The sequence below is a fragment of the Pseudarthrobacter phenanthrenivorans Sphe3 genome, assembly GCF_000189535.1.
GTDB classification, from domain to species: domain Bacteria; phylum Actinomycetota; class Actinomycetes; order Actinomycetales; family Micrococcaceae; genus Arthrobacter; species Arthrobacter phenanthrenivorans.
Window position 1 is genome coordinate 3,349,545 of sequence record NC_015145.1, and the last position, 22,350, is coordinate 3,371,894.

Here is a 22,350-nt window from a genome sequence, read left to right on the forward strand (position 1 = left end):
GGGGTGATTTTCTGTGAACGAGGATGCGCTGACAGAGGCTGTCCAGGAAGCCGGGGCGGTGGAGCTGCTGCTGATCCGCCACGGCGAGAGCGAGGGCAACGTTGCGGCCACCGAGGCCCGGCTGGCCGGGGCGGAGGTCATCGCCGTACCGGCCCGTGATGCTGATGTGAACCTGTCCGTTACCGGCCAGGAGCAGGCCAAGGCCCTGGGTGCCGCGCTTGCACGCATCGCCGAGGAATTCCGCCCAGACGCCGTGGTTTCCTCACCTTATGAGCGTGCCCGGCAGACGGCGGAGATAGCGGTGGAAACGGCGGGCTGGCCTGTGCAGGTCCGCACCGATGAACGGCTGAGGGACCGCGAACTGGGAATCCTGGACCGGCTCACCCGGATGGGCGTGGAGCAGCGTTTCCCCGAGGAAGTGGAGCGCCGGGAGTGGCTGGGCAAGCTGTACTACCGTCCGCCTGGCGGGGAATCGTGGGCCGACGTGGCGCTGCGGCTCCGCTCGGTGCTGTCCGAGCTGAACAACCTGGGCACGGGCCACCGGGTGATGCTGGTCTGCCACGATGCGGTAATCATGCTGTTCCGGTATGTGCTCGAAGGGTTGAGCGAACGGGAGCTCCTGGACCTTGCCGCCACCACCTCGGTACTGAATGCCTCCATGACCCGTTACGTGCGTCCGGCCGGCCAGGGCCCATGGACGCTGGAGAGCTTCAACGTGGCGGACCACCTCACCGAGCAGGGAGTCACGGTGACAGAACATGGCGGGGATACCAGTGTCCACCCGCGGTAAGAACGGGGCTGCGTGGCCCACCCTGGTCACGCCGTCCCTGCTGCGCGACTGGCCGCTGCCCGCCCCGGGAGAGGACAAGTACTCGCGGGGATCGGTCCTGGTGATCGGCGGTGCCCGGGCCACGCCCGGCGCAGCCCTGCTGGCCGGCACTGCGGCGCTGCGCGCCGGCGCGGGAAAACTCACCCTCGCAGTGGGGGAATCCGTGGCAGTCCAGCTGGGGGTTGCCCTGCCCGAATGTGGTGCGATGGGCCTGCCGGAAACCCCCGATGGATCGGTGACAGCTGAGGGACTGGACCGGATTTCCTCCTACCTGGACCGGTCGGACGCCATTCTGGTCGGCCCCGGCCTGGATGATCCGGACCTGGCCGAGGAACTCCTGCGGGCCCTCCTGGAACGGGAGGAAGGCCGAGGTGGGCCGGGGGCGGCGGGAGGTCCCGCCGTCGTGCTCGATGCCTACGCCCTGGGCGGACTGGTAAAGGTAGGGGACCTGCTGGAGCCGTGGATGGGCCGGCTGATCCTCACCCCGAACCCCAAGGAGGCCGCCGTGCTGCTGGGCCGGGAGGTGGAGGACCTGGAGGCGGACGTGGCCGAGATCGCCGCGAAGTACCGGGCGGTGGTGAGCTGCCAGGGACTGATTGCGCGGCCGCCGGGCGACGCGCCGGAGGAGCCTGAGCTGTGGAAGATCACCACCGGGTACGGCGGACTGGGGACGTCCGGCAGCGGCGACGTCCTGGCCGGTGCGATCGCCGGCCTGCGCGCCAGGGGAACCAGCGAAGCGCAGGCAGCGTGCTGGGGAACGCACCTTCATGCCGCGGCGGCGGACCGGCTGGCCAGCCGGCTGGGACCCCTGGGCTTCCTGGCCCGGGAGCTCGCCGATGAAGTGCCCGCCCTGATGCTGGAGCTGAACACCTGATTCCCCCTGCCCTCTGCGGGCATGAGACGACCCCCGGCCGAAGCCGGGGGCCGCCATATCGGGAAGTGCGGGCGTAGGCTGCCGGTGCGCTTTAAGCGCTGTGGCGTGCATACTTCGCGATCCGCCCTAAAGGCAGTCAGCAAATGCCCGACGTCCCGATCCTGTGTTGAAACTAGGCGGCTATCTCCTGCTTTGCCCCCTTCGTCTCAATTTCGATCTTGCGCGGCTTGGCCTTTTCGGCGACAGGAATCCGCAGCGTCAGGACACCGGCGTCGTAGGTAGCCTTAACATTCTCGGTATCCAAGGTGTCCCCGAGGATCAGCTGGCGGCTGAAGACGCCGCTCGGCCGCTCGGAGGCGATCAGCTCGGTGTCCTTGCCCGCGGGTTCGGGACGCTCGGCCCGTACCGTCAGGACGTTCCGTTCCACATCCAGATTCACAGAATCCAGTGCGACGCCAGGCAGATCAAAGGCCACCACAAATTCCTGGTCCTCCCGCCACGCGTCCATAGGCATCGCTGCCGGGCGCGCCGCCGTGCCGAGGACCTGCTGGGCCAGCCTGTCCAGCTCGCGGAACGGATCGGTTCGCATCAACATGGCTTCCCTCCTCGTAAGAGACGGTCCAACACTTGTTTTCATATCAGCCGATCTGTATTGGCTGATATAGATTTTTTAGCACTGCCAAAGCAGGTCTGCAAGGGGTCCAGGGAAGAATTTTTTCCTGGTTTTCGGGCAGTGGCCGGACGTGGTTGAGGGGCCCTCCGCAGCATGCGGAGAGCCCCTCAACTCCCGCCGGATCAGCTCCGGGTGGGATCTGGACGCAGCGGCGCCGGGCCAGGATCCGGCACCGGGAGGGGCCCCGGGGGCTGCGGCGTGGGGAACGGATTAGGGCCGGGGTGGCCGGGGTGGGCGGGATCAGGCTGATCCGGGCCAGGCTCCGGCGGGAACGGCTCGGGCTCGTGCACTGGCGGGATGGTCATCGACTTTCCCCTCTCACGTTTGATGGACGTGCCTTGGCGTGAACAGGATACGCCTGCCGCCTCAAGCCCACTAGGCCCGCCAGTCCCCGACCGCGCCCGCCAGCCGGAGCCAGGCACCCAACTGCTGCAGGTCCGCCTCCCCGCAGCGGAACCCGACATGGCCGTCCGGACGCACCCCCACAATGCCCCGACCGGGGTGGCTGGTGAGCCTATGGACGTGAACCCTGCTGCTGGAGAAGGCTGGACCGGCACCCAAGGTGTCCCACCCGGCGTCGCGCTCCACGAAGACATGGAGGCCCGGCGTGGCAGTCAGCTCGTGAAGCCGCGTGCATTGCCCGCCCTCCACAGCAGCAGCCGCATCCGGCAACCTGTCCCCCGGCCGCGGCCACCCTGCGGCAGGCGGGGTCCCTTCCAGGGAAATCGGGCTCTGCCGGTACCTCACGAAAGGCTGGGCCAGCAGCCTGATGCCGACGGCGGTGAGGCGCCGCTGCCGCAGGAGCACCGGCAGCAACGGGGCGGATAGCGGCAGGACGCTGCGGAGGAGACGGGCGAGGGGGTGGGGTGATGCCTCGCCGAAGAAGATAACGTGCGTCAGGGCCAGGACGCGCCGGGCCGCCAGGCGCCGTTCGTGGTCGTAGGAGTCCAGCAACTCCCGGTGCTCTCCACCGGCTGAGGCAAGGCCCAGCTTCCAGCCGAGGTTCAGCCCATCCAGGATGCCGTTGTTCATTCCCTGCCCGCCGGCTGGGGAATGGGCGTGCGCCGCGTCGCCTGCCAGGAACAGGGGTCCGCTGCGGAACCTGCTCGCGAGCCTGTGCTGCAGCGGGACCTGGGCGGACCAGCGCACCTCCCGGACTGTTGCCCCCAGCCCAGAGCCGTCCACCAGCTCCGCGACGTCCTTCCAGGGAACCGCCGGCCCCAGCTGCCCGAATGGCCCGGCAGGATGTGGCCCGGCCGGGCGGGTGGCGAGCATTCGCCAGGTTGCCCCTTCCCCGAGTGCGAAAAGGAACACCAGCCCCGGACCTGCAACGGCGGCGTGAAGGAGTCCGGGATCGAGGGGGCCGTCGAGTTCAAGGTCCGCCAGGACGGCCTCCACCCGGTACGGCGCGCCGCGCCATTCGGCGCCGACCAGGCCCCGCGCGATACTTGACTGCCCGTCGCAACCGGCGAGGTAACGGCATTCATGCTGTTCCAGGCGCCGGTCCGTGCGGGTATGTCCCGGGTCCGTGCCGGCCAGCGCCAGCTCCGCACGTACCCCGCCGTCCCTGCCGGACGCGCCATCCCTGCCATGGCCTTCCAGGCCGCGGAACTCAACTCCCCAGTCCACCGGCACGTCCCTGGCCTGGAGGGCGTGCCAGAGAACGTCCTCGACGTCGGCCTGCCGGACCAGCGTCAGGTGCGGGAAGGCAGTGTCAGGAAGGTCGGCGTGGCCGAGCTTGGCCTGCACCACCCGTTTCCCCAAGTGGATCCTCGCTTCGGGCGTGGTGTCCGCCCTGTTGAGCAGCTCGTCCGTGACGCCCAGCGGCCGAAGCCCTTCCAGCGCCCGGGCATGGAGCATCAAGGCTCGAGAGGGCCGGACCCGCTCCGACCGCCTGTCGACGATGCGGACCGTGGCTCCGTGGGCATGGGCCTGAAGTGCTGTCGCCAGGCCGGCAGGGCCGGCGCCGACCACCAGGATGTCGCTCTGGGCGCTCATGTGCGGCTGAGGAGCCGCCACCACCCCTGCCCGGAACCCGACACCATGTCCTGCATCCGTTCCGGGTTGGCCAGCACCTCATCCCGGCGCAGCCCCGGCAGAACCTTGTAACTGATGGAGCCTGGAACGCTGACCAGTTCCAGGACCCGCCACAGCGACGACGCGTAGTGGCGGGCCCTGGCTGCGCCATCCCATTCGTAGAGCCCCCGATAAACTCCACGACTGTCATGCGCGCACCAGAGCTTGGACACGAATCCCGGGAACCCGACGAACAGCGGCGTGTTAAGCAGGCTTTCCGCCTCAAAGAAACGGTGCGCGCGTCCCCGCACCAGCCTGAGCGTGAATGCGACCACCAGCACACACGGCTCAACGGGCCCACCGCCGTCAACGGTGGTCTCCCGGTAAACCCTTGTGGTGCTGCCGTCCGCAAACTGCAGGATCCTTCCCACATTTTCCTTGGGCAGGTGGACCTGCCGGCGGGCGAGCATTACTGCGCTCCTTCCCGCACAACGGGCCACTGCTTTCCAAGCACGTGCCCTGGGCGCCGGACCCGAATCGCTGGACATCGGTTTCTCCCTTCCTGCCCGGTCCAAGCGGCCGGCCTGGTCCAACCGGCCTACTTCCCCACCCTCCCGCACCCCGCGGCCCCGGACCTAGGGTCTTTGGCCCTCTTTCGCCGGCCCCCGCGCCCCGGGATGCTGGGTAATCGTCCGGTAGCGAACGGCGGGTGAATTGTCCGGGCGGCTCTATATATTGAAGGAATGACCCAGACTCCGCTGCAGGACTCCGCCGCCACGTCCGCTCCCATGCCTCCGGTCGCCAAGAAGGTCCCCACTGAACGGCGCCACCACGGGGACGTTTTCGTGGATAACTACGAGTGGCTGCGGGACAAGGAATCCCAGGAGGTGGTGAAACACCTGAAAGCAGAGAATGCCTACCAGGAGGCGGTGACGGCCCACCAGGAGCCGTTGCGGGAGGCGATTTTCCAGGAAATCAAAGGCCGCACGCAGGAGACCGACCTGTCAGTGCCGCACCGCAAGGACGGCTGGTGGTACTTCAGCCGCTCCGTGGAGGGCAAGGAATACGGCATCCACTGCCGGGTCAGGGCCGCGGACACGGAGGACAAGATCGCCGACTGGACGCCGCCCGCAGTGCAGCCCGGCGTCGGCATTCCCGGCGAGGAGATCCTCCTGGACTGCAACGTGGAGGCCGAAGGCAAGCCCTTCTTCTCGGTAGGCGGCTCCGCCGTGACCGTGGACGGGAACCTCTACGCCTACGCCGTGGACAACTCCGGGGACGAACGCTTCACCCTCCGCATCAAGGACCTCCGGACCGGCGAACTGCTCCCCGACGTCATTGAAAACATCTTTTACGGCGTCGCCTTCTCCCCCGACGGCACCCGGCTTTTCTACACTGTGGTGGACGATTCCTGGCGCCCGTACCAGGTCAAGGCCCACACCCTGGGCACGCCGGTGGCCGATGACGTGGTCATCTACCAGGAGGACGACGCCGCCATGTGGCTGGGCTTCGAACTTTCCTCTGACCGGCGCTACCTCGTGCTGGGGATCGGCTGCTCGGAGTACAGCGAGACGCGCCTGCTCCGCTTCGACGATCCCGCGCAGGAGGTCACCACTGTCATTCCGCGGGACGAGCGGGTGCTGTACGAGGCTGAGCCGTTCCTGCTGCCCGGGCCGGACGGGCAGAAGAGCGAGCGGATCCTGATCACGCACAACCGCGGCGCCGTGAACTCCATGGTTTCCCTGGCGGACCCGGCCGGGCTTGCCAAGCCGCTGGCCGAGCAGGAGTGGGTCACCGTCGTCGAACATTCCGACGACGTCCGCGTCAACGGCGCCGGCGTCACCTCCACGCACCTGGTGGTTTCCATCCGCAAGGACACCATTGAACGGGTGCAGTTCATTGGCCTGGCCGGGTTGGGCACGCCCGCGCAGGAGGTTCCGGTGGAGCCGGCCTTCGACGAGGAGCTCTACACCGCCGGGGTGGGCGGATCCGACTATGAGGCGCCGGTCATCAGGCTGGGCTACACGTCCTACTTCACGCCCTCCCGGGTGTATGACTTCGTGCTGCCCACCGAGGACAAGCCCGCCGGTGAGCTCCTGCTGCGCAAGGAAAGTCCGGTCCTGGGCGGGTATGACGGCAGCGACTACATTGCCACCCGCGAATGGGCCGATGCCGCTGACGGCACCAGGATCCCGCTCTCGGTGCTGCGGCACAAGGCCGTCAAGCAGGATTCGACGGCGGCCGGCCTGGTGTACGGGTACGGCTCCTATGAGATGAGCATGGATCCCGGTTTCGGCATCGCCCGGCTGTCGCTCCTGGACCGCGGCGTGGTATTCGTGATCGCCCACATCCGCGGCGGCGGCGAGCTGGGCCGGCACTGGTACGAGAACGGCAAGAAGCTGGAGAAGAAAAACACCTTCACCGATTTTGTGGACGCCACCGACTGGCTCGCGGACTCGGGCTGGGTGGATCCGACGCGGATCGCTGCCCTGGGCGGCTCGGCAGGCGGACTACTGATGGGCGCGGTGGCGAACATGGCTCCGGAAAAGTACGCCGTCATTGTGGCGCAGGTGCCGTTCGTGGATCCGCTCACGAGCATCCTGGATCCGGAGCTTCCGCTCTCTGCGCTCGAGTGGGAGGAATGGGGGAATCCCATCACGGATCCCGAAGCCTACGCGTACATGAAGTCCTACTCCCCTTATGAGAACGTGCGGGCGGCTGCCTACCCCAAGATCGCCGCCGTCACGTCCTTCAATGACACCCGGGTGCTCTACGTGGAACCGGCCAAGTGGGTGCAGGAGCTGCGGAACAAGACCACCGGCACCGAACCGATCGTGATGAAGATCGAGATGGACGGCGGCCACGGCGGCGCCTCCGGCCGTTACGTGCAATGGCGCGAGCGCGCCTGGGATTACGCCTTCATCGCCGATTCCCTCGACGCCACCGAGCTGCTGCCGGGTGCCGGGCTGAAGTAGGAGGGAACCGTACGCCTTTATTTCTCCATCAGTTGTTCTATAACGGCGGATTTTAGTTAGGTAAGGCTTAACTAATACCATCGTCGGATGACCACGCAGCTTGACTTCGCGCGGGTTTCTTTCGCTGCCGATCTTGCGAGCTACGGAAACAGACCTGCCATCCTTGCCGACGGGCTGACCCTGACCTACCGGGAACTCGCCGCCCGCGTCGACGCTTTTGCCCGGAAGCTGGGCACTGAACGGCGCCTTGTCGCCCTCGCGGCCTCGAACGACGTCGAGTCCCTGGTGGCATACCTGGGTGCCCTCGTGTCCGGGCACCCCCTGCTCCTCCTGCCCGAAGACAAGCCGGCAGCACTGGAATCCCTCGTGGCGGCCTACGACGCTGACGTGGTGGTCCGGTCGGCCAACGGCGAGTGCCTCCTGGACGAGCGCAGGCCGGGGACCGCGCATGAGCTCCACCCGGACCTCGCGCTCCTCCTGAGCACGTCAGGGTCAACCGGTTCCCCGAAGCTGGTGCGGCTGTCCCACGCCAACCTGCAGGCGAACGCCGAGTCCATCGCCACCTACCTCGGTATCACGCCTGAGGACCGGGCCGCCACAACCCTGCCCATGTCCTACTGCTACGGACTCTCGGTCATCAACAGCCACCTGCTCCGCGGCGCCGGGCTGGTCCTGACCGGCCTTTCCGTGGTGGATCCATGCTTCTGGGATGCGTTCCGGAGCGGAGGTGCCACCTCGTTCGCGGCCGTTCCCTACACGTTCGAATTGCTGGAACGCGTAGGCTTCGCGGACATGGATTTGCCCCGCCTCCGCTATGTCACCCAGGCCGGCGGGAAGCTTGCCCCGGAAGCTGTTCGCCACTATGCCGAACTGGGCAGCCGGCAGGGCTGGGACCTGTTCGTCATGTATGGCGCCACGGAGGCCACCGCACGGATGGCGTACCTCCCCCCGGACCTGGCCGCGGCCAACCCGGGCGCTATTGGCGTTCCGGTTCCCGGCGGATACTTCCGCATTGAGCCAGTGCCGGGCCTGGAGCACGGCGAACTGGTATACACGGGACCCAACGTGATGCTGGGCTATGCGGAGTCCCCGCAGGACCTGGCGCTGGGCCGGACCGTCACGGAACTCCGCACCGGAGACCTCGCCCGGAAGAACGCTGCAGGCCTTTACGAGGTCTGCGGGCGGCGCAGCCGGTTCGTCAAGATCGTGGGACTACGCGTTGACCTGGGACAGGTGGAACGCATCCTGGCGGACCTGGGCGTGAAGGCGGCCAGCGCCGGAACTGACCAGGGGCTGGTGGTCGCCGTCGAGGGGACCCAGGACACGCGGCTGCTCACCAAAGTCCTGGCCCAGGGCCTCGGTCTGCCGCGGGCCGCCGTCGAACTCCATACCGTGGACGAACTCCCCCGCCTGGCCACGGGCAAGGTGGACTACCCGGCCGTGGCAGCCCTGACAAAGAGGCAGGACAGCCAGGACGCGCCAAGGACCACCACGCCTGAGACCATTGACGCCCGCCCCGATACTGTCCGCAGGATCTTCGAAGAGACCCTGGAGCAGCCCGAAATCGCCGACACCGACACCTTCGTTTCGCTCGGCGGCGATTCGCTCTCCTTTGTGGCAGCCTCGGTCCGGCTGGAGCAGGCGCTGGGCCACCTGCCGCCCGACTGGCACATCACTCCCGTCAAGAACCTGAAGCCGAGGCCGGCCAGCAAACCGGCCAGGGACAGGGTTGCCCGGCTGCTTGCCCCGGTAGACACCAGCGTCGTCCTCCGGGCGGTGGGAATCTTCCTTATCGCCGGCACTCATATTGGCCTGCTCAGCTGGCAGGGCATGGCCCACGTGCTCATCGCGGCGGCCGGGTTCAACTTTGCCCGCTTCCAGCTCGCCGGCGAACGGCTGCCCCGCCTGCGCCGCCAGCTCACCAGCGTGGCCCGGATCGCGGTTCCCAGCATGGTGTTCATCGCCTTCGCCGACCTCATCACGGACCGCTACGGGCTGGTGAACATCCTCCTCCTGAACTCCATGCTGGGAGACGAGCAGGTGACCACACAGTGGCATTTCTGGTTCATCGAGGTGATGGTCTACATCCTGCTCGCCATGACGGCCCTGCTCTCCATCCCGTGGCTGCACCGCGCCGAGCGCCGGTTCCCCTTCGTTTTTCCGCTGATCCTGTTCGGCGGCGGGTTGCTGACCCGGTACGAGATCGTGGAACCCGGCGTCCCCTATACGGTCCCGGCCCTGTGGCTGTTCGCGCTCGGTTGGGCGGTGGCCCGCTCGCGCACACTGGCCCAGCGCTGCGTCGTCTCCGCCCTGGCCGTGCTCACCGTTCCGGGATTCTTCACGGACCCCACGCGCGACCTCACCGTGATGGCCGGAATCCTGCTGCTGGCCTGGCTGCCCACCCTGCCGGTGCCGCGGGCGCTGAGCCGGATTCTGGTCCTGCTGGCCAGCGCGTCCATGCATATCTACCTCGTGCACTGGCTGGTCTACCCGCCGTTGACGGGGCTGGGCCTGCCGCTGGCGCTGGCCGCCTCGCTGGCGGCCGGGATTGCCTACTGGGCCCTCTGCAACAGGATCGCGGGGGCAGCGCAACGCCTGCTGGCGCGGAAGTAAGCGCACGACGGCGGCCGCGTGCCGCCGTCGTCCGCTCACCAGCGTCTTCGCCCGGCAGAGTCTCCCCCCGTCTGCCCGCCCAGACCCCGGGCAAAGGGACGGTGCCCCGGAAGCTAACCATGCTTACTATTGTGGAGCAGTTGTTTTCCGTCCCGGGCGCGAGCGTTTCCGGGCCCACTTGAAGGAGCAGGGATGCCGCTACGCAAGGGAACGTCCGTGGAATGGAACACCCCGCAGGGCAAGACCCACGGCAAGATCGTGGAGAAGAAAACCAGCGACTTTGAACTGGACGGGAACACCCACCGGGCCAGCGGGGACGAACCGCAGTACGTGGTGGAATCCGCCAAGACCGGGGCACGGGCGGCACACAAGGCCTCTGCCCTGACCGAAGCCAGCCAGAACGAGAAGAAGTAGCACCATGGCCGCGCAGCACGAGGTGGTCGTCATCGGCGGCGGCAACGCAGGGGTATCCCTGGCCGCCCGCCTGGAGCGCTACGGGGTGAAGGATGTCGCCATTGTCGAGCCCAAGGACCACCACTTCTACCAGCCGCTGTTCTCGCACATCGCCGGGGGACGGGCCCAGGCCCAGGAGGCCGTCCGCTCGCAGGAATCCGTGACGCCTTCCGGAGTCACCTGGATCCGGGACGCCGCGGTGGATGTGGACACCGACGCCAACACCGTAGCCCTGGCCTCAGGCTCCGCCGTGTCCTATGGCCAGCTGGTGGTCTGCCCCGGGCTGCAGTACGACTGGGACGCCGTGCCGGGGATGGCGGAAGCGGTTCATTCGCCCCACGGTACGTCGCATTACGAGTTCGAACTGGCGTCCAAGGCGTGGACCCTGCTGAGCGGCCTCACCTCCGGCACGGCCGTGTTCACTATGCCCTCAGGTCCCATCAAATGCGGCGGCGCCAGCCAGAAACCTATGTACCTTGCCTGCGACTACTGGCGCGAACAGGGCGTGCTGGACAAGATCCGGGTGGTGATGGTCCAGCCCTATCCCACGGCGTTCGGGGTGCCGGAGGTGGACCGGGAGCTGGACCGGAAGATTGCGGAGTACGGCATCGAACTGTGGACCAACAGCGAACTGGTGGCCGTGGACGCGGCCGGACAGGCAGCGACAATCCGGAACCTTGAGGCGGGCACGGAGGAAAGCCTGCACTACGACGTCCTCAACGCCGTCCCTCCCCAGTCCGCCCCTGACTGGCTCAAGGCAACCGACCTGCCGGCAGCGGGAGACGCCGGAGGTTTCGTGGAGGTTGACCGCCAGACGCTCCGGCACATCCGGTTCCAGAACGTCTGGTCGCTGGGAGACGCGGCCGGGACCACCAACTCCAAATCCGGGGGCGCCCTGCGGAAGCAGACCAAGGTCCTGGCCAGGAACCTGGTGGCCGCGCGGAAAGGCAAACCTCTGCGGGCCAAGTACAACGGCTACTCGGTATGCCCTTTCACGGTATCCCGGGACACTGTGGTGTTCGCGGAGTTCGACGACCGCTACCGGCCCATGCCCACCATCCCGCGGGTGCCCACGTGGAACGAGAGCAGGCTGTCCTGGTTGGTGGACCGGGACATTTTTCCGCAGGTTTACTGGAACATGATCCTCAAGGGCCGCGCCTGACCTGAGAGAGCATCCGGGGAAAACCCACATCGAGTGAGCGAGCGTCCGGGGGCTGGGTTTAACCGCTGACGACGGCGGCCGTCGCCTCCGCGATGGCGCGTTCCTCGTCCGTGGGAACCACCAGGACGGGAATGGCGGACTGTGGGGTGGAAATGACCCGCGGCTCCTTGGACCGCTCAGTGTTCAGGCCGGCGTGGAGCTCGATGCCGAGCGCGCCCAGCCTGTCCGCCACCAGGGCGCGGAACTGGTGCGAGTTCTCGCCGATTCCGGCCGTGAACACGAGCGCTTTCGCCCCGCCGACGGCCACGTGGTACCCGCCGATGTACTTGGCAAGCCGGTAGGACGTGACCGCGAGCGCCATGGCGGCCCTGGCGTCGCCGGACTCGGAAGCCTCCACCACGGAGCGCATGTCGTTGTTGCCGGCCAGGCCCTTGAGCCCGGATTCGCGGTTGAGCATGGTGTCGATGTCTTCCGGTGTCCAGCCTGCCCGGCCCAGGAACACGAGGATGGACGGGTCCAGGTCCCCGGAGCGGGTGCCCATCACCAGGCCTTCGAGCGGGGTGAAGCCCATGGAGGTGTCCACTGACTGGCCGCCCCTGATGGCCGTGACGGAGGCGCCGTTGCCCAGGTGGGCGATCACGCCGTCGAACTCCTCCACGGGGAGGTCCAGCAGCGCTGCGGCGCGGCGCGTGACGTACTCGTGGGAGGTGCCGTGGAAGCCGTAGCGGCGGATGCCGTGGTTGGTGTACAGCTCGTCCGGGACGGCGTAGCGCCAGGCGTGCTCAGGGAGGGTGCGGTGGAAGGCGGTGTCGAAGACGGCCACCTGCGGCATGTCCGGCCACTTCTTGGTGATGGCCCGGATGCCCAGCACGTTGGCCGGGTTGTGCAGCGGCGCCAGCGGGTTCAGCCGCTCGATGGCGCGCGTGATCTCGTTGTCGATCAGCACGGGCTCGGCGAAGCGCTCGCCGCCGTGCACCACCCGGTGCCCCACCGCGGCCAGCTCCAGGTCGCCCAGCTCCTGGTGGATGGCTGCTTCCACCTGCTCCAGGGCCTCCGCGTGGTCCCGCGGGCCCTCGATCTCGCCATCCCCGCCGCCGCCGTTGCCCATGCCGATCTTCTCGATCAGCCCCTCGGTCAGGACGCTCCCGGCTGCGACGTCGCGCACCTGGTACTTGAGCGAGGACGAGCCGGAGTTGATGACGAGCACGAGCATGCGGGGCCTCCTGAGCCTTGCTTCTGCAGTTCAAACCCCACTATAGGTGGGCGCGCCTGCCGTTTCCTTGCGGTGGGGGCCCGGCTGCGCCTAGAGTCGGGGCGGACAGGCTGGACCACGCGCGAGAGGACACTGCCATGACGAACGAACCAACGTCGATTGACGAGAATGATCCCACCAACACGGGATCCAGCAGCACCGCTCCCCTGAATGCCCAGGCGGATTCGGACACCGGGACCGGCTCCGGGACCAAGGACCCCACCGGCGTCGAGGGCGCCAACCCGGCCCTGGATGACACCGGCAACCTCAAGGCCGCCGAAACCGGCGAAGCCCCTGAAGCCCCGGAGAACACCGAGGACCTGGACCTCACCCCGCAGGGCCTTTCGGACGAACCCGCCAAGCAGGAGGACGACGAGAGCCTCGCCAAGCCGGACAACAGCTAAGACCTGCACAAGGACGACGGCGGCACCCACGCGGGTGCCGCCGTCGCCCTTTTTGTTGGCTCAGGAAGCGGGCGCCTGCGCCTGGATCGCAGTGATGGCCACCGTGTTCACGATGTCCTCGACGGTGCAGCCGCGCGAGAGGTCGTTGACCGGCTTGCGCAGCCCCTGCAGCACGGGTCCCACAGCCACGGCGCCCGAGCTCTGCTGCACCGCCTTGTACGTGTTGTTGCCGGTGTTCAGGTCTGGGAAGATGAACACCGTGGCCTGCCCGGCCACCGAGGACCCCGGCATTTTGGACTGCGCAATCGAGGCGTCCACCGCGGCGTCGTACTGGATAGGCCCTTCGACGGCGAGGTCCGGGCGGCGCTGGCGCACCAGTTCGGTTGCCTGCCGCACCTCGTCCACGGCTTCGCCGGAGCCGGAACCGCCCGTTGAGTAGGACAGCATGGCCACCCGCGGCTCCACGCCGAACTGTTCCGCGGTTTCAGCCGAGGCCAGGGCGATATCCGCCAGCTGCTCCACGTTGGGATCGGGATTCACGGCGCAGTCCCCGTACACCAGCACCCGGTCCGGCATGAGCATCAGGAATACCGAGGACACGATCTTCACGCCGGGGCGGGTCTTCACGAACTCCAGGGCGGGCCGGATGGTGTGCGCCGTGGTGTGCGCCGCTCCCGAGACCATCCCGTCCACCACCCCCAGCTGGACCATCATGGTGCCGAAGTAGCTGACGTCCTGCATGATTTCCAGCGCCTTCGCCAGGTCCACGCCCTTGTGTGCCCTCAGCTCGGCATACTTTTCGGCGAACTTCTGCCGCAGGTCCGAGGTGGCCGGGTCCACGATGTTGATCCCGGTGAGGTCGATGCCGTTCGCTGAGGCGAGTTCGCGGACGTCAGGTTCCGGGCCCAGGACTGTCAGGTCGCAGACGTCGCGGCGGTGCAGGATTTCCGCCGCCCGGAGGATCCGCACGTCCGTGCCTTCGGGGAGAACCACGTGCCGGCGCTGCGAGCGGGCCCTTTCGATAAGGTCATGCAGGAAGCGCAGCGGCGTCATCCGCTCAGCCCGCGGCAGGTGAAGGCGTTCCACCAGCTCGGTCTCATCAACCCGCCGGGACCACAGGCCCAGGGCGGAGGCCACTTTGCGGCGGTGCCCGGACCAGATCTCGCTCCGGACCTCCGATACCCGGCGGGCCGTGGTGTACGTGTCCTCCTTGGCGGCGAACACGGGGAACGGCGCCTGCGCCAGGAGCGGGTAGATGTTGGCGTCCGGGGCGAGCCCGCCCGTGAGGATGAGCGCGGACGCCACGGGAAACTCGGGCGAGAACGACGCCGCCAGGCAGGCCACCATCACGTCCGCGCGGTCCCCCGGCACGATGACCAGGGCACCGTCGTCGAGCACGTTCAGGAAGTTGCCAACGTTCATGGCCGCCACCTTGATGTCCTTCACGTCGCGCTCCATGTCCCGGCGCCCGGCGATCTGCCGCACGCCCAGCGCGGTGGCCACCTCGCCGGTGGTGGGGCGTGCGATCTCCTCCAGCTCAGGCAGGACGTATACGGGACGCTTGGAGGCGCCGGGCTTCACTTCCGCAGCGATGCCTTCCACGTCCTCCGGGTCCGCGCGGTTCACCAGGATGGCCAGCAGCGTGCAACGTTCAGCGGCGAGTTCCTTGCGGGCGACCTCGACAGCGGCGGCGGCCTCGGCAACAGTCAGTCCTTTGGCACCCACCACGGCCACCACGGGGGTGGCCAGGTTGTTGGCCAACCGGGCATTGAGGTCGAATTCGACGGCGGAGTCCTGGCCCACGAGGTCCGTCCCCTCCACGATCACCACGTCGCAGTGGCGTGAGATGTCAGCGAAGATCTCCACGCAGCGGGCGTCGATCTCGGCCCGGTTTCCCTCCGCCAGCAGGTTCCGGACTTCGGTGTAAGTCAGGCCGCCGCGGCACCGCTCATCCTCCAGCGCGAAGCGGGACTTCATCAGCGCCACCATGGGATCGGCCGCGGCATCCGGGCCGTGGACCACCGGCTTGAAGAAGCCGATCCTGTCCGCGTGCCGGTGCAGGGTGTCCGCCAGACCCAGGGCCACGAGTGACTTGCCCGAGCCGGGGGTGGTTGCGCTGACATAGATGCCTTTGGCCATGGTCCGCCCTTTGCTGTGCTGGTGCCGGTCCCTCCATCCTTGCACTTCGCGCCCCGCGGGATGGCACTTCACCGCAATGTCCGCCGCCTTGTCCGCCGCTACGTGCCATCTCACGGTTAGGTGCGCGCCGCGACAGTGCGTTCCTGCCCAGTTGCTTTTCCCCACACCGGGCGGCGCGCCGCGTACGACGGCGTGTCCCGGCCCCAGCACGCCGGCCCGCCGAAGTAAGTGGGCAGGAAGGCACGCCCCGGAGCCGCATCCCCTTGACACCGGACCCCCTTATGGGATTACCTAATGAACATTCGGTAAATAAAGCTGGAGGCAATGACGCATGGCTGAAACCGCCCTTTCCGGGCCCACACACCAGATACTCGAGAACGACTATGCCTCCGAGTGGATGGGAATCCAGGTCCTCGCCCTCAGCGACGGGCATGCCACCATCCGGATGACCCTCCGGCAGGAAATGCTCAACGGCTTCGGCATGGCCCATGGCGGAATGATCTTCGCCTTCGGTGACACCGCTTTCGCCCTCGCCTGCAACCCAGCGGTGCCGGTGCCAGGTGAGGAGAACAGCATCACCGTGGCCTCCGGCGTTGACATCAATTTCCTCAAGCCGGCCTTCCGCGGCCAAGTGCTCACCGCCGTCGCAGACCGCCGTTCCAGCGCCGGACGCAGCGGCCTGTACGACATCCAGATTTTCGCCACCGACGCGGAGACCCAGGCGTCCGCCGAGCCAGGCCAGCCCACCCCGAACCAGCCCGGCGAGCTCATTGCCGAGTTCCGCGGACGCAGCCGCACCATCCCCAAGAAGTAGGAAACCATGACCCTGCACGCCCCTGAATCCCCCGCAGCCACCACAGCAGCCGGCGCCGGACTGGACCGCGAGGAGACCATCTCCCGCGACGAGCTCGAGGCCCTCCAGCTCAGCCGGCTGCAGCACACCGTCGCCTACGCCTACGAGCGGGTGCCCCTGTACAAGCGGAAGTTCGACGACGCCGGCATCCACCCCAACGACCTGCGCGAACTGGACGACCTGGGTAACTTCCCCTTCACCACCAAGGATGACCTGCGCGAGGAATACCCGTTCGGCATGTTCGCGGTGCCGCAAAACCAGGTGGCACGCGTCCACGCCAGCTCGGGCACCACGGGCCGGCCCACCGTCGTCGGCTACACCAAGCAGGACCTGGCCGACTGGGCCAAGTTGGTGGCACGCAGCTTCCGCGCCTCCGGCATCCGCCCCGGCATGAAGGTCCACAACGCCTACGGCTACGGCCTCTTCACCGGCGGCCTGGGCGCCCATGCCGGCGCCGAGGCCCTGGGGTGCACCGTCATCCCCATCTCCGGCGGCCAGACCGAACGCCAGATCCAGCTGATCCAGGACTTCAAGCCCGATGCGATCCTGGCCACCCCCACCTACCTGCTGACCATCGCGGACGCCATGGCGCACATGGGCATCGACCCCGCCTCCACGTCCCTGAAATACGCCGTGCTGGGCGCGGAGCCGTGGACGGAGGAGATGCGGCACGAGCTGGAGGTGACCATGAACCTCAAGGCTTGCGACATCTACGGTTTGTCCGAGGTCATGGGCCCCGGCGTGGCCGGCGAAGCAGTGGAAACGCAGGACGGCAGCCACATCTGGGAGGACCACTTCCGCCCCGAAATCATCGACCCCTTCAACCCCGTGGTGGGCAAGGAGAACGTCCTGCGCGACGGCGAGCACGGCGAGCTGGTCTTCACGTCGCTCACCAAGGAAGCGCTGCCGATCATCCGCTACCGCACCAAGGACCTCACCCGCCTGCTCCCCGGTTCGGCCCGACCGGCCCACCGCCGGATGGGACGGATCACCGGCCGCAGCGACGACATGATTATCCTGCGCGGCGTGAACCTGTTCCCGTCGCAGATCGAGGAAATCGCCTTGCGGATCCCCGAGCTAAGCCCGCACTTCCAGCTGGAACTCACGCGGCCCGAGGGCCAGCGGATGGACCAGATGACGGTGAAGATTGAGCGCCGCGATTCGGTCACCGTGGAGCAGAGTGCGACGGCGGCGCGCACCTTGAAGGAGCAGATCAAGATCCACGTGGGTTCTTCATGCGCGGTGGATGTTGTGGAGCCGGGGTCGCTGGAGCGGTCCAACGGCAAGCTGCGCCGCATCTACGACCTGCGCCCCAAGGCGTAGCGCTTCAGGTGGCGCCGGCGGCTTCGGCTGCCGGCGCCTTCGCGTTTCCGTGGGGTCTGTTGCTGCCGGCCGTCAGGAGTTTTCCGACAGCAGGACGAGGTTTCCGACGACGTCCCCGCCTTCCAGCCGGGCGTGCGCCTCTTTTGCCCTGGACAGCGGGAACCGGTCCGCGATCACGGGCCTGATCTTCCCGTCCTCGAGGAGCGAGTACAGCGTAGCCCACGCGTCCATCAGCGGTTTCCGGTCCAGCCGCCAGGACGTTGTTCCGTACAGGCGGATCCGCCTTCCCTTCGGAACCAGCTTCCGGCCCAGGGCCCGCAGCATGAGACGCACAGTTGCACCGGGGCTCCCCGGGTTGGCATATTCCACCAGCACCCCGCCCGGCCGCAGGACCACCAGGCCGGTGTCCACCCAGCTCCCGCCTGCTCCGTCCAGAACGGCATCCACGCCGGAGGGCTCCATGCTTTGCAGTGCCTTGACCACGTCCTCCGGTGACGGGTCCAGCGGCACCACCCCGTGCTCGCTAAGCCACGGGTGCTTTGCTGGGATATCCACGCCGTACATCCGGAGCTCCAACAACTGGCCGAGCTGGACAAGCGCTGTTCCGATCCCGCCGGCCGCGCCGAGAATGAGGATCGCCTGGCCACGCCGAATCCGGGCACCCCGTGACAGCGCCTGGTGGGCCACCAGGTAGTTCAGCGCCACCGCCACCACGTCCCCTGCGTCCAGGCCGGCGGGAATGCGCATCATTGGGTGCGAACTGACAAAGACGTACTCGGCGTACCCGCCCTTCTCGGTCATCACCACCACCCTGTCACCGGCGGCCACCGCAGTGACACCCGGTCCTACTGCGTCCACCACGCCCACCACGGCGTAACCGGGCACAAACGGGAATTGTGGCGGGTAGGTGGAGAGACCGTTCCGCGCCTGCACGTCGACGGCGCTCACGCTGCAGGCCTCGACCCGCACCCTGGCCTCGCCCCGGCGCGGCGCCCTCAGCCGCCGTCGTACAACTTCCAGTACTTCCGGCCCGCCCATCCTGGCGGCGGCCACGCAAAGATAATCGGCAGGCGCCGCAGAGGCGGGACCGGCGGGACCGCGCGCCGCACTCCGGGAAGCGAGCTCGTCCAGCTGCCGCGCGGCTTCCTGCCCGCTCATTGCGGGACCATGCCCGCTGGCCAGCACCCGCGGCTTAAGCCGCGCCAGCGCACGCACCGAAGCCTCCGCCGTCGGCCAGTCCCAGGTGGCGATCCAGGGCGGACCGCTGACCCTCGGCGTGCGTCCCAGGAGGCCGCGCACCGAGTTCAGGTCCGTGGTCAGCAGGGCGTCGCCTGTAAGCAGCACGCCGTCGGACTCGCGAAAGAGTGCGACATGTCCCGGCGTGTGCCCGGGCGTGGGCACGCACGTCCAGTCCCGCAGCCCCGGCACCCCGCCGGCCGGATCGAAGGGGCGCACCACACCGCTCATGTCCGTCGCCGGCATGGTCCCTGGCGGCAGGACCTTCAGCAACGGCCTCAGCACCCACCGGTCCAGGGGGTTCGCATACTCATCAAGCAGCTGTCCGGGAGCTTGCGGCAGCTCAGCAGGGTGGACGTGGACGGGCAGGTTCCACCGCCGGGCCAGTTCCGGGGCGGCACCGGAATGGTCGGGGTGGATATGCGTCAGGACTATCGCCGCCGGCACGTCCGCGCCGAAAAGGGATTTCGCCGCCGCCACGATCTGCTCTGCGGCATTCGGCCAGCCTGTATCCACCAGGACCCACCCCTGGCCGGAGCGCACCAGGTAAACGTGGGAGGCGAGCCGGCCCCTTCCGGTGCTGAGCTGGTACACGCCGTCCGCGACGGCGGTGGGCTGGGGCATTGCGGGGTCCATGAGCGGGCCTTCCTGGTCAGCCTTTTCCTGGGTCAGTCCTTAGTCAGGCGTGCGCGGGAGGCGGCAGCGGCCTCCCCAACCAGCGTGGCCGCCCGGCCAAGGGGGGCCCAGAGTCCAAGGTCCCGATCAACTAATAACGCTAATTACCGAACGTTCATGAGAAAATGGCCGGTATGTCCACAACTGATGCACCCACCAAGCGCGGCCGCCCGGGATACGACCAGCAATCGGTGCTGCGCATCGCCGTCGACGTCTTCAACCGGCACGGCTACGACGCGACGTCCATGGGCATCCTTGCCGACAACCTCGGCATTTCCAAGTCTGCCATCTACCACCACGTCCCCTCCAAGGGCGACCTGCTCAAACTGGCCCTGGACCACGCACTCGGTGGGCTGGAAGCCATTCTGGAAGAACCCGCCGCCACTTCCGGCGCGGCCGACGCGCGCCTTGAGTTCGTGCTCCGCCAAACGGTGGCCGTCCTGGTGGAGAGGCTGCCGTTCGTTACGCTGCTCCTGCGCCTGCGCGGCAATACCGAGATCGAGCGGGATGCCCTGGAACGCCGCCGGACGTTCGACCACAAGGTGGCCGCACTGATCTCCGCGGCGCGCGACGAAGGATCACTGCGCCAGGACATCGATCCGCGCACCGTCACCCGCCTGTTGTTCGGCATGATCAACTCGATCGTGGAATGGTACAAACCAGGCGGCTCGCTCTCCCCGCAGCGGCTGGCCGACGACGTGATCACCATGGCGTTCGACGGCCTGCACTCCACTAAGCCTTAATCACCCCAACTAGGTAGCGCTAAGTGTCGTTTTGACCGCCCAAAACGACACTTAGCGCTACCTAGTTGGGCTGGGCACCTCCTGCTGGGCGTCCCCGGATCGGAACAGCGCCCCTCGAAAATAATAAGGATGCTTGGTATTTCTGCAGATCCCCGACTACGGTGGTAGGACCAGCCAGGATCCGCAGGAGGTTGTCAATGAGCACCAGCAGCAGCCGAACATCACGCCCGCGCGTCCGCTTCCGCGCGGCAGCCGGAGCAGCGGTCCTGGCGGCGTCGCTGACCCTGGCCGCCTGCACCGGCTCCACCCCTCCCCCGACGCCCAGCGGATCCTCCCCGGGAGCAACCTCCACGGCCACCCCCGGCAGCACCGCCGCGGCCCCGGCACCCGCCGCCGCCGGCGACATCCCGCAGCTCGTGGAGAACCTGGCTCCCTCCGTGGTGACCATCTTCACCGAGGGCGGACTGGGCAGCGGCGTGGTCTACTCGGAGGACGGCCTCATCCTCACCAACGAGCACGTGATCCGGGGCAACGAGAGGGTGGAAGTAGCCTTCGCGGACGGCCAGCGGGTGGAGGGCACCGTCAGGGCCACCGATCCCGTCACGGACCTCGCCCTGGTCCAGGCCAACCGCACCGGACTCCCCAAACCCGTGTACCAGACCGACCTGCCGCGCGTGGGCGAAGGCGCCCTGGTCCTCGGTTCCCCGCTCGGCTTTGAAAACACCGCCACGTCCGGCATTATCTCGGGACTGCACCGCTCCATTCCCGGGTCTGCCTCCAACAGCCTGTCCCTGGTGGACCTGATCCAGACCGACGCGCCCATCAGCCCGGGCAATTCCGGCGGCGCCGTGATCAACATGCGCGGGGAGATCATCGGCATCAGCGAGGCCTACATTCCGCCCTCTGCCGGCGCAGTGTCGCTCGGCTTCGCGATTCCCGCAGCCACCGCCGTGGAGGTCGCGGAGGAACTGCTTGCGGACGGCACCGCCGAACACGCCTACCTGGGCCTCACTCCCGGCGAACTGACCGCCCAGATAGCCGAGCAGTTGGGCATCGAGGCCACCACCGGCGTGGTGGTCCTGGCAGTGGACGACGACGGCCCCGCAGGACGTGCGGGCATCCGCCCCGGCGACGTCCTGGAGTCCATGGAAGGCGTGGAACTCAATGTCCCTGAGAAGCTGCTGGCTGAACTCCGCAACCGCAACCCCGGCGATACCGTAGGCTTCAAGGTCAAGCGGAATGGCCAGAGCCTCGACCTTAAGGCGGACCTCATCGCCCGGCCAACAAGTAACACCCGATAGGAAGGTAAGAAAATGAGCCACCCCAAGGAAGAACCGGACGCCGGCTACATCATTCCGGACCCCTCCCAGGTCCGGGAGGACATCCCCGGCGACGCCGGTGACGAGGCCAACGTAATCCGCTTCAGCGAAGAACAGGCCCTGATCGAGGAACAGTCCCACGGCATCCGGCCGGACACCTACAGCGTCCCCTCCGGCGGCCCCACCATGGCCGAGGCCCGCGGCAACATGGACCTCTCGGACCAGAGCGAAAGCGGGCACGGGACCGGGCCTGAGGATGACAGCAGTGACGACGGCCTGCACGGCGGCGCCGAGTCCTGACCCTCGTTCAGTACTGAAGGCAACGGCAGGGGCCCTCCGGTTATCCGGAAGGGCCCCTGCCGTTGCCTTGCGTTATGCCCTTTACAGCTCGTATTCAGCCTGCACGCCGAGCTTCTCATGCACGCAGAGGATGTTGTGCTCCGTGTCCATGAACCAGGCGCACTTTTCCGAGTCCGTGGTGCAGATATGGTTCTCTGTCTTCAGGTTCGGCAGGTCGTAGTCCTGGAACTGCACGCCCCTGGACTCCATGTCGCGGACGGTTTTCTCGATGTCCGTGACCTCGAAGCTCAAGGCCGTATGGTCGGAGTGCTTCCCGTCCGAAACCGGCATCAACTGCAGCATCGGACCGCCGTCGCTGCCGAGTAGTTCGCTACCGTCATCTGCCTTGCCGCGGTGCGGGAGTCCGAGTTTTTCGGTGTAGAACCTGCGGGCCCGCGCCGGATCATCGACCGGCAGGACGGTTGTGACTGTGTTCAATCTAAGGCTCATCTAGCCACCTCCTACGGGCAGA

Annotated in this window: 19 protein-coding genes; 12 read left to right on the plus strand and 7 right to left on the minus strand. The window is 67.5% G+C overall.

The features are described from left to right. Positions 1–13 precede the first annotated feature (13 nt). Positions 14–790: a histidine phosphatase family protein gene (locus ASPHE3_RS15615; RefSeq protein WP_013602160.1), complete on the plus strand. Its 777-nt coding sequence runs from the start codon at positions 14–16 to the stop codon at positions 788–790. Continuing rightward, a complete protein-coding gene (locus tag ASPHE3_RS15620; protein WP_049786086.1) occupies positions 759–1,703 on the plus strand; it encodes an NAD(P)H-hydrate dehydratase in 945 nt (314 codons plus the stop codon). The genes ASPHE3_RS15615 and ASPHE3_RS15620 overlap by 32 nt, the downstream gene beginning before the upstream one ends. A gap of 172 nt (positions 1,704–1,875) precedes the next feature. On the opposite strand, the gene ASPHE3_RS15625 is transcribed toward ASPHE3_RS15620, so the two are convergent. From ASPHE3_RS15625 to ASPHE3_RS15635, 3 genes are all read right to left on the minus strand, one after another. Beyond that, a complete protein-coding gene (locus ASPHE3_RS15625; RefSeq protein ID WP_013602162.1) occupies positions 1,876–2,298 on the minus strand; it encodes an Hsp20/alpha crystallin family protein in 423 nt (140 codons plus the stop codon). A 453-nt stretch (positions 2,299–2,751) separates the two neighbouring features. Continuing rightward, the gene (locus tag ASPHE3_RS15630; protein WP_013602163.1) at positions 2,752–4,374 is read right to left on the minus strand and encodes an FAD-dependent monooxygenase; all 1,623 of its coding nucleotides are present in this window, start codon (positions 4,372–4,374) and stop codon (positions 2,752–2,754) included. Continuing rightward, positions 4,371–4,862 (minus strand): hypothetical protein, encoded by a 492-nt coding sequence (locus tag ASPHE3_RS15635; RefSeq protein ID WP_013602164.1) that lies wholly within the window; start codon positions 4,860–4,862, stop codon positions 4,371–4,373. Before ASPHE3_RS15635 ends, ASPHE3_RS15630 begins: the two co-directional genes overlap by 4 nt. 273 nt (positions 4,863–5,135) lie before the next feature. Between ASPHE3_RS15635 and ASPHE3_RS15640 the strand changes: the two genes are divergently transcribed. The 4 genes from ASPHE3_RS15640 (at position 5,136) to ASPHE3_RS15655 (ending at position 11,595) form a co-directional block, all read left to right on the plus strand. Then, positions 5,136–7,367 carry a S9 family peptidase gene (locus ASPHE3_RS15640; protein ID WP_013602165.1) on the plus strand — a complete coding sequence of 744 codons (2,232 nt, stop codon included), beginning with the start codon at positions 5,136–5,138 and terminating at the stop codon, positions 7,365–7,367. Between the two features lie 87 nt (positions 7,368–7,454). Beyond that, complete coding sequence (locus tag ASPHE3_RS15645) at positions 7,455–9,980, plus strand: AMP-binding protein (protein WP_013602166.1); 2,526 nt, start codon at positions 7,455–7,457, stop codon at positions 9,978–9,980. A 192-nt stretch (positions 9,981–10,172) separates the two neighbouring features. Beyond that, positions 10,173–10,394: a hypervirulence associated TUDOR domain-containing protein gene (locus ASPHE3_RS15650; protein WP_013602167.1), complete on the plus strand. Its 222-nt coding sequence runs from the start codon at positions 10,173–10,175 to the stop codon at positions 10,392–10,394. 4 nt (positions 10,395–10,398) lie between these two features. Next, entirely contained in the window at positions 10,399–11,595 is a 1,197-nt protein-coding gene (locus ASPHE3_RS15655) for an NAD(P)/FAD-dependent oxidoreductase (RefSeq protein ID WP_013602168.1), read from the plus strand. Positions 11,596–11,653: 58 nt separating this feature from the next. On the opposite strand, the gene ASPHE3_RS15660 is transcribed toward ASPHE3_RS15655, so the two are convergent. After that, positions 11,654–12,808: an acetate kinase gene (locus ASPHE3_RS15660; RefSeq protein ID WP_013602169.1), complete on the minus strand. Its 1,155-nt coding sequence runs from the start codon at positions 12,806–12,808 to the stop codon at positions 11,654–11,656. A gap of 137 nt (positions 12,809–12,945) precedes the next feature. Between ASPHE3_RS15660 and ASPHE3_RS15665 the strand changes: the two genes are divergently transcribed. After that, positions 12,946–13,251: a hypothetical protein gene (locus ASPHE3_RS15665; protein WP_013602170.1), complete on the plus strand. Its 306-nt coding sequence runs from the start codon at positions 12,946–12,948 to the stop codon at positions 13,249–13,251. 60 nt (positions 13,252–13,311) lie between these two features. On the opposite strand, the gene pta is transcribed toward ASPHE3_RS15665, so the two are convergent. Further along, the gene (gene pta, locus ASPHE3_RS15670; RefSeq protein WP_013602171.1) at positions 13,312–15,390 is read right to left on the minus strand and encodes a phosphate acetyltransferase; all 2,079 of its coding nucleotides are present in this window, start codon (positions 15,388–15,390) and stop codon (positions 13,312–13,314) included. A gap of 331 nt (positions 15,391–15,721) precedes the next feature. Between pta and ASPHE3_RS15675 the strand changes: the two genes are divergently transcribed. Together ASPHE3_RS15675 and paaK are read left to right on the plus strand one after the other, a co-directional pair. Next, on the plus strand, positions 15,722–16,204 hold the full coding sequence (locus tag ASPHE3_RS15675; protein ID WP_013602172.1) for a hotdog fold thioesterase: 483 nt from the start codon (positions 15,722–15,724) through the stop codon (positions 16,202–16,204). 6 nt (positions 16,205–16,210) lie between these two features. After that, positions 16,211–17,566, plus strand: coding sequence for a phenylacetate--CoA ligase PaaK (gene paaK / locus ASPHE3_RS15680; RefSeq protein ID WP_013602173.1), 1,356 nt, complete (start codon positions 16,211–16,213; stop codon positions 17,564–17,566). 72 nt (positions 17,567–17,638) lie between these two features. Here the strand turns inward: paaK and ASPHE3_RS21590 are convergent, their stop codons facing one another. Continuing rightward, positions 17,639–19,438, minus strand: a complete 1,800-nt coding sequence (locus tag ASPHE3_RS21590) for an MBL fold metallo-hydrolase (protein ID WP_013602174.1) — start codon at positions 19,436–19,438, stop codon at positions 17,639–17,641. Between the two features lie 173 nt (positions 19,439–19,611). On the opposite strand from ASPHE3_RS21590, the gene ASPHE3_RS15695 reads away from it, so the two are divergent. The 3 genes from ASPHE3_RS15695 (at position 19,612) to ASPHE3_RS15705 (ending at position 21,839) form a co-directional block, all read left to right on the plus strand. Beyond that, on the plus strand, positions 19,612–20,220 hold the full coding sequence (locus ASPHE3_RS15695) for a TetR/AcrR family transcriptional regulator (protein ID WP_013602175.1): 609 nt from the start codon (positions 19,612–19,614) through the stop codon (positions 20,218–20,220). Positions 20,221–20,417: 197 nt separating this feature from the next. After that, positions 20,418–21,521, plus strand: a complete 1,104-nt coding sequence (locus ASPHE3_RS15700) for a S1C family serine protease (protein ID WP_013602176.1) — start codon at positions 20,418–20,420, stop codon at positions 21,519–21,521. A gap of 12 nt (positions 21,522–21,533) precedes the next feature. Then, on the plus strand, positions 21,534–21,839 hold the full coding sequence (locus tag ASPHE3_RS15705) for a hypothetical protein (protein WP_013602177.1): 306 nt from the start codon (positions 21,534–21,536) through the stop codon (positions 21,837–21,839). A gap of 81 nt (positions 21,840–21,920) precedes the next feature. Here ASPHE3_RS15705 and ASPHE3_RS15710 read toward each other — a convergent pair whose 3' ends face one another. Continuing rightward, positions 21,921–22,328: a VOC family protein gene (locus tag ASPHE3_RS15710; RefSeq protein ID WP_041652270.1), complete on the minus strand. Its 408-nt coding sequence runs from the start codon at positions 22,326–22,328 to the stop codon at positions 21,921–21,923. Positions 22,329–22,350: the final 22 nt, after the last annotated feature.

Bases quoted from the DNA above. Each gene is read 5' to 3' on its own strand.
- ASPHE3_RS15620 (WP_049786086.1), top strand. From the start codon at position 759: ATGGCGGGGATACCAGTGTCCACCCGCGGTAAGAACGGGGCTGCGTGG.
- ASPHE3_RS15625 (WP_013602162.1), bottom strand. From the start codon at position 2,298: ATGTTGATGCGAACCGATCCGTTCCGCGAGCTGGACAGGCTGGCCCAG.
- ASPHE3_RS15630 (WP_013602163.1), bottom strand. From the start codon at position 4,374: ATGAGCGCCCAGAGCGACATCCTGGTGGTCGGCGCCGGCCCTGCCGGC.
- ASPHE3_RS15635 (WP_013602164.1), bottom strand. From the start codon at position 4,862: ATGCTCGCCCGCCGGCAGGTCCACCTGCCCAAGGAAAATGTGGGAAGG.
- ASPHE3_RS15640 (WP_013602165.1), top strand. From the start codon at position 5,136: ATGACCCAGACTCCGCTGCAGGACTCCGCCGCCACGTCCGCTCCCATG.
- ASPHE3_RS15645 (WP_013602166.1), top strand. From the start codon at position 7,455: ATGACCACGCAGCTTGACTTCGCGCGGGTTTCTTTCGCTGCCGATCTT.
- ASPHE3_RS15650 (WP_013602167.1), top strand. From the start codon at position 10,173: ATGCCGCTACGCAAGGGAACGTCCGTGGAATGGAACACCCCGCAGGGC.
- ASPHE3_RS15655 (WP_013602168.1), top strand. From the start codon at position 10,399: ATGGCCGCGCAGCACGAGGTGGTCGTCATCGGCGGCGGCAACGCAGGG.
- ASPHE3_RS15660 (WP_013602169.1), bottom strand. From the start codon at position 12,808: ATGCTCGTGCTCGTCATCAACTCCGGCTCGTCCTCGCTCAAGTACCAG.
- ASPHE3_RS15665 (WP_013602170.1), top strand. From the start codon at position 12,946: ATGACGAACGAACCAACGTCGATTGACGAGAATGATCCCACCAACACG.
- pta (WP_013602171.1), bottom strand. From the start codon at position 15,390: ATGGCCAAAGGCATCTATGTCAGCGCAACCACCCCCGGCTCGGGCAAG.
- ASPHE3_RS15675 (WP_013602172.1), top strand. From the start codon at position 15,722: ATGGCTGAAACCGCCCTTTCCGGGCCCACACACCAGATACTCGAGAAC.
- paaK (WP_013602173.1), top strand. From the start codon at position 16,211: ATGACCCTGCACGCCCCTGAATCCCCCGCAGCCACCACAGCAGCCGGC.
- ASPHE3_RS21590 (WP_013602174.1), bottom strand. From the start codon at position 19,438: ATGGACCCCGCAATGCCCCAGCCCACCGCCGTCGCGGACGGCGTGTAC.
- ASPHE3_RS15695 (WP_013602175.1), top strand. From the start codon at position 19,612: ATGTCCACAACTGATGCACCCACCAAGCGCGGCCGCCCGGGATACGAC.
- ASPHE3_RS15700 (WP_013602176.1), top strand. From the start codon at position 20,418: ATGAGCACCAGCAGCAGCCGAACATCACGCCCGCGCGTCCGCTTCCGC.
- ASPHE3_RS15705 (WP_013602177.1), top strand. From the start codon at position 21,534: ATGAGCCACCCCAAGGAAGAACCGGACGCCGGCTACATCATTCCGGAC.
- ASPHE3_RS15710 (WP_041652270.1), bottom strand. From the start codon at position 22,328: ATGAGCCTTAGATTGAACACAGTCACAACCGTCCTGCCGGTCGATGAT.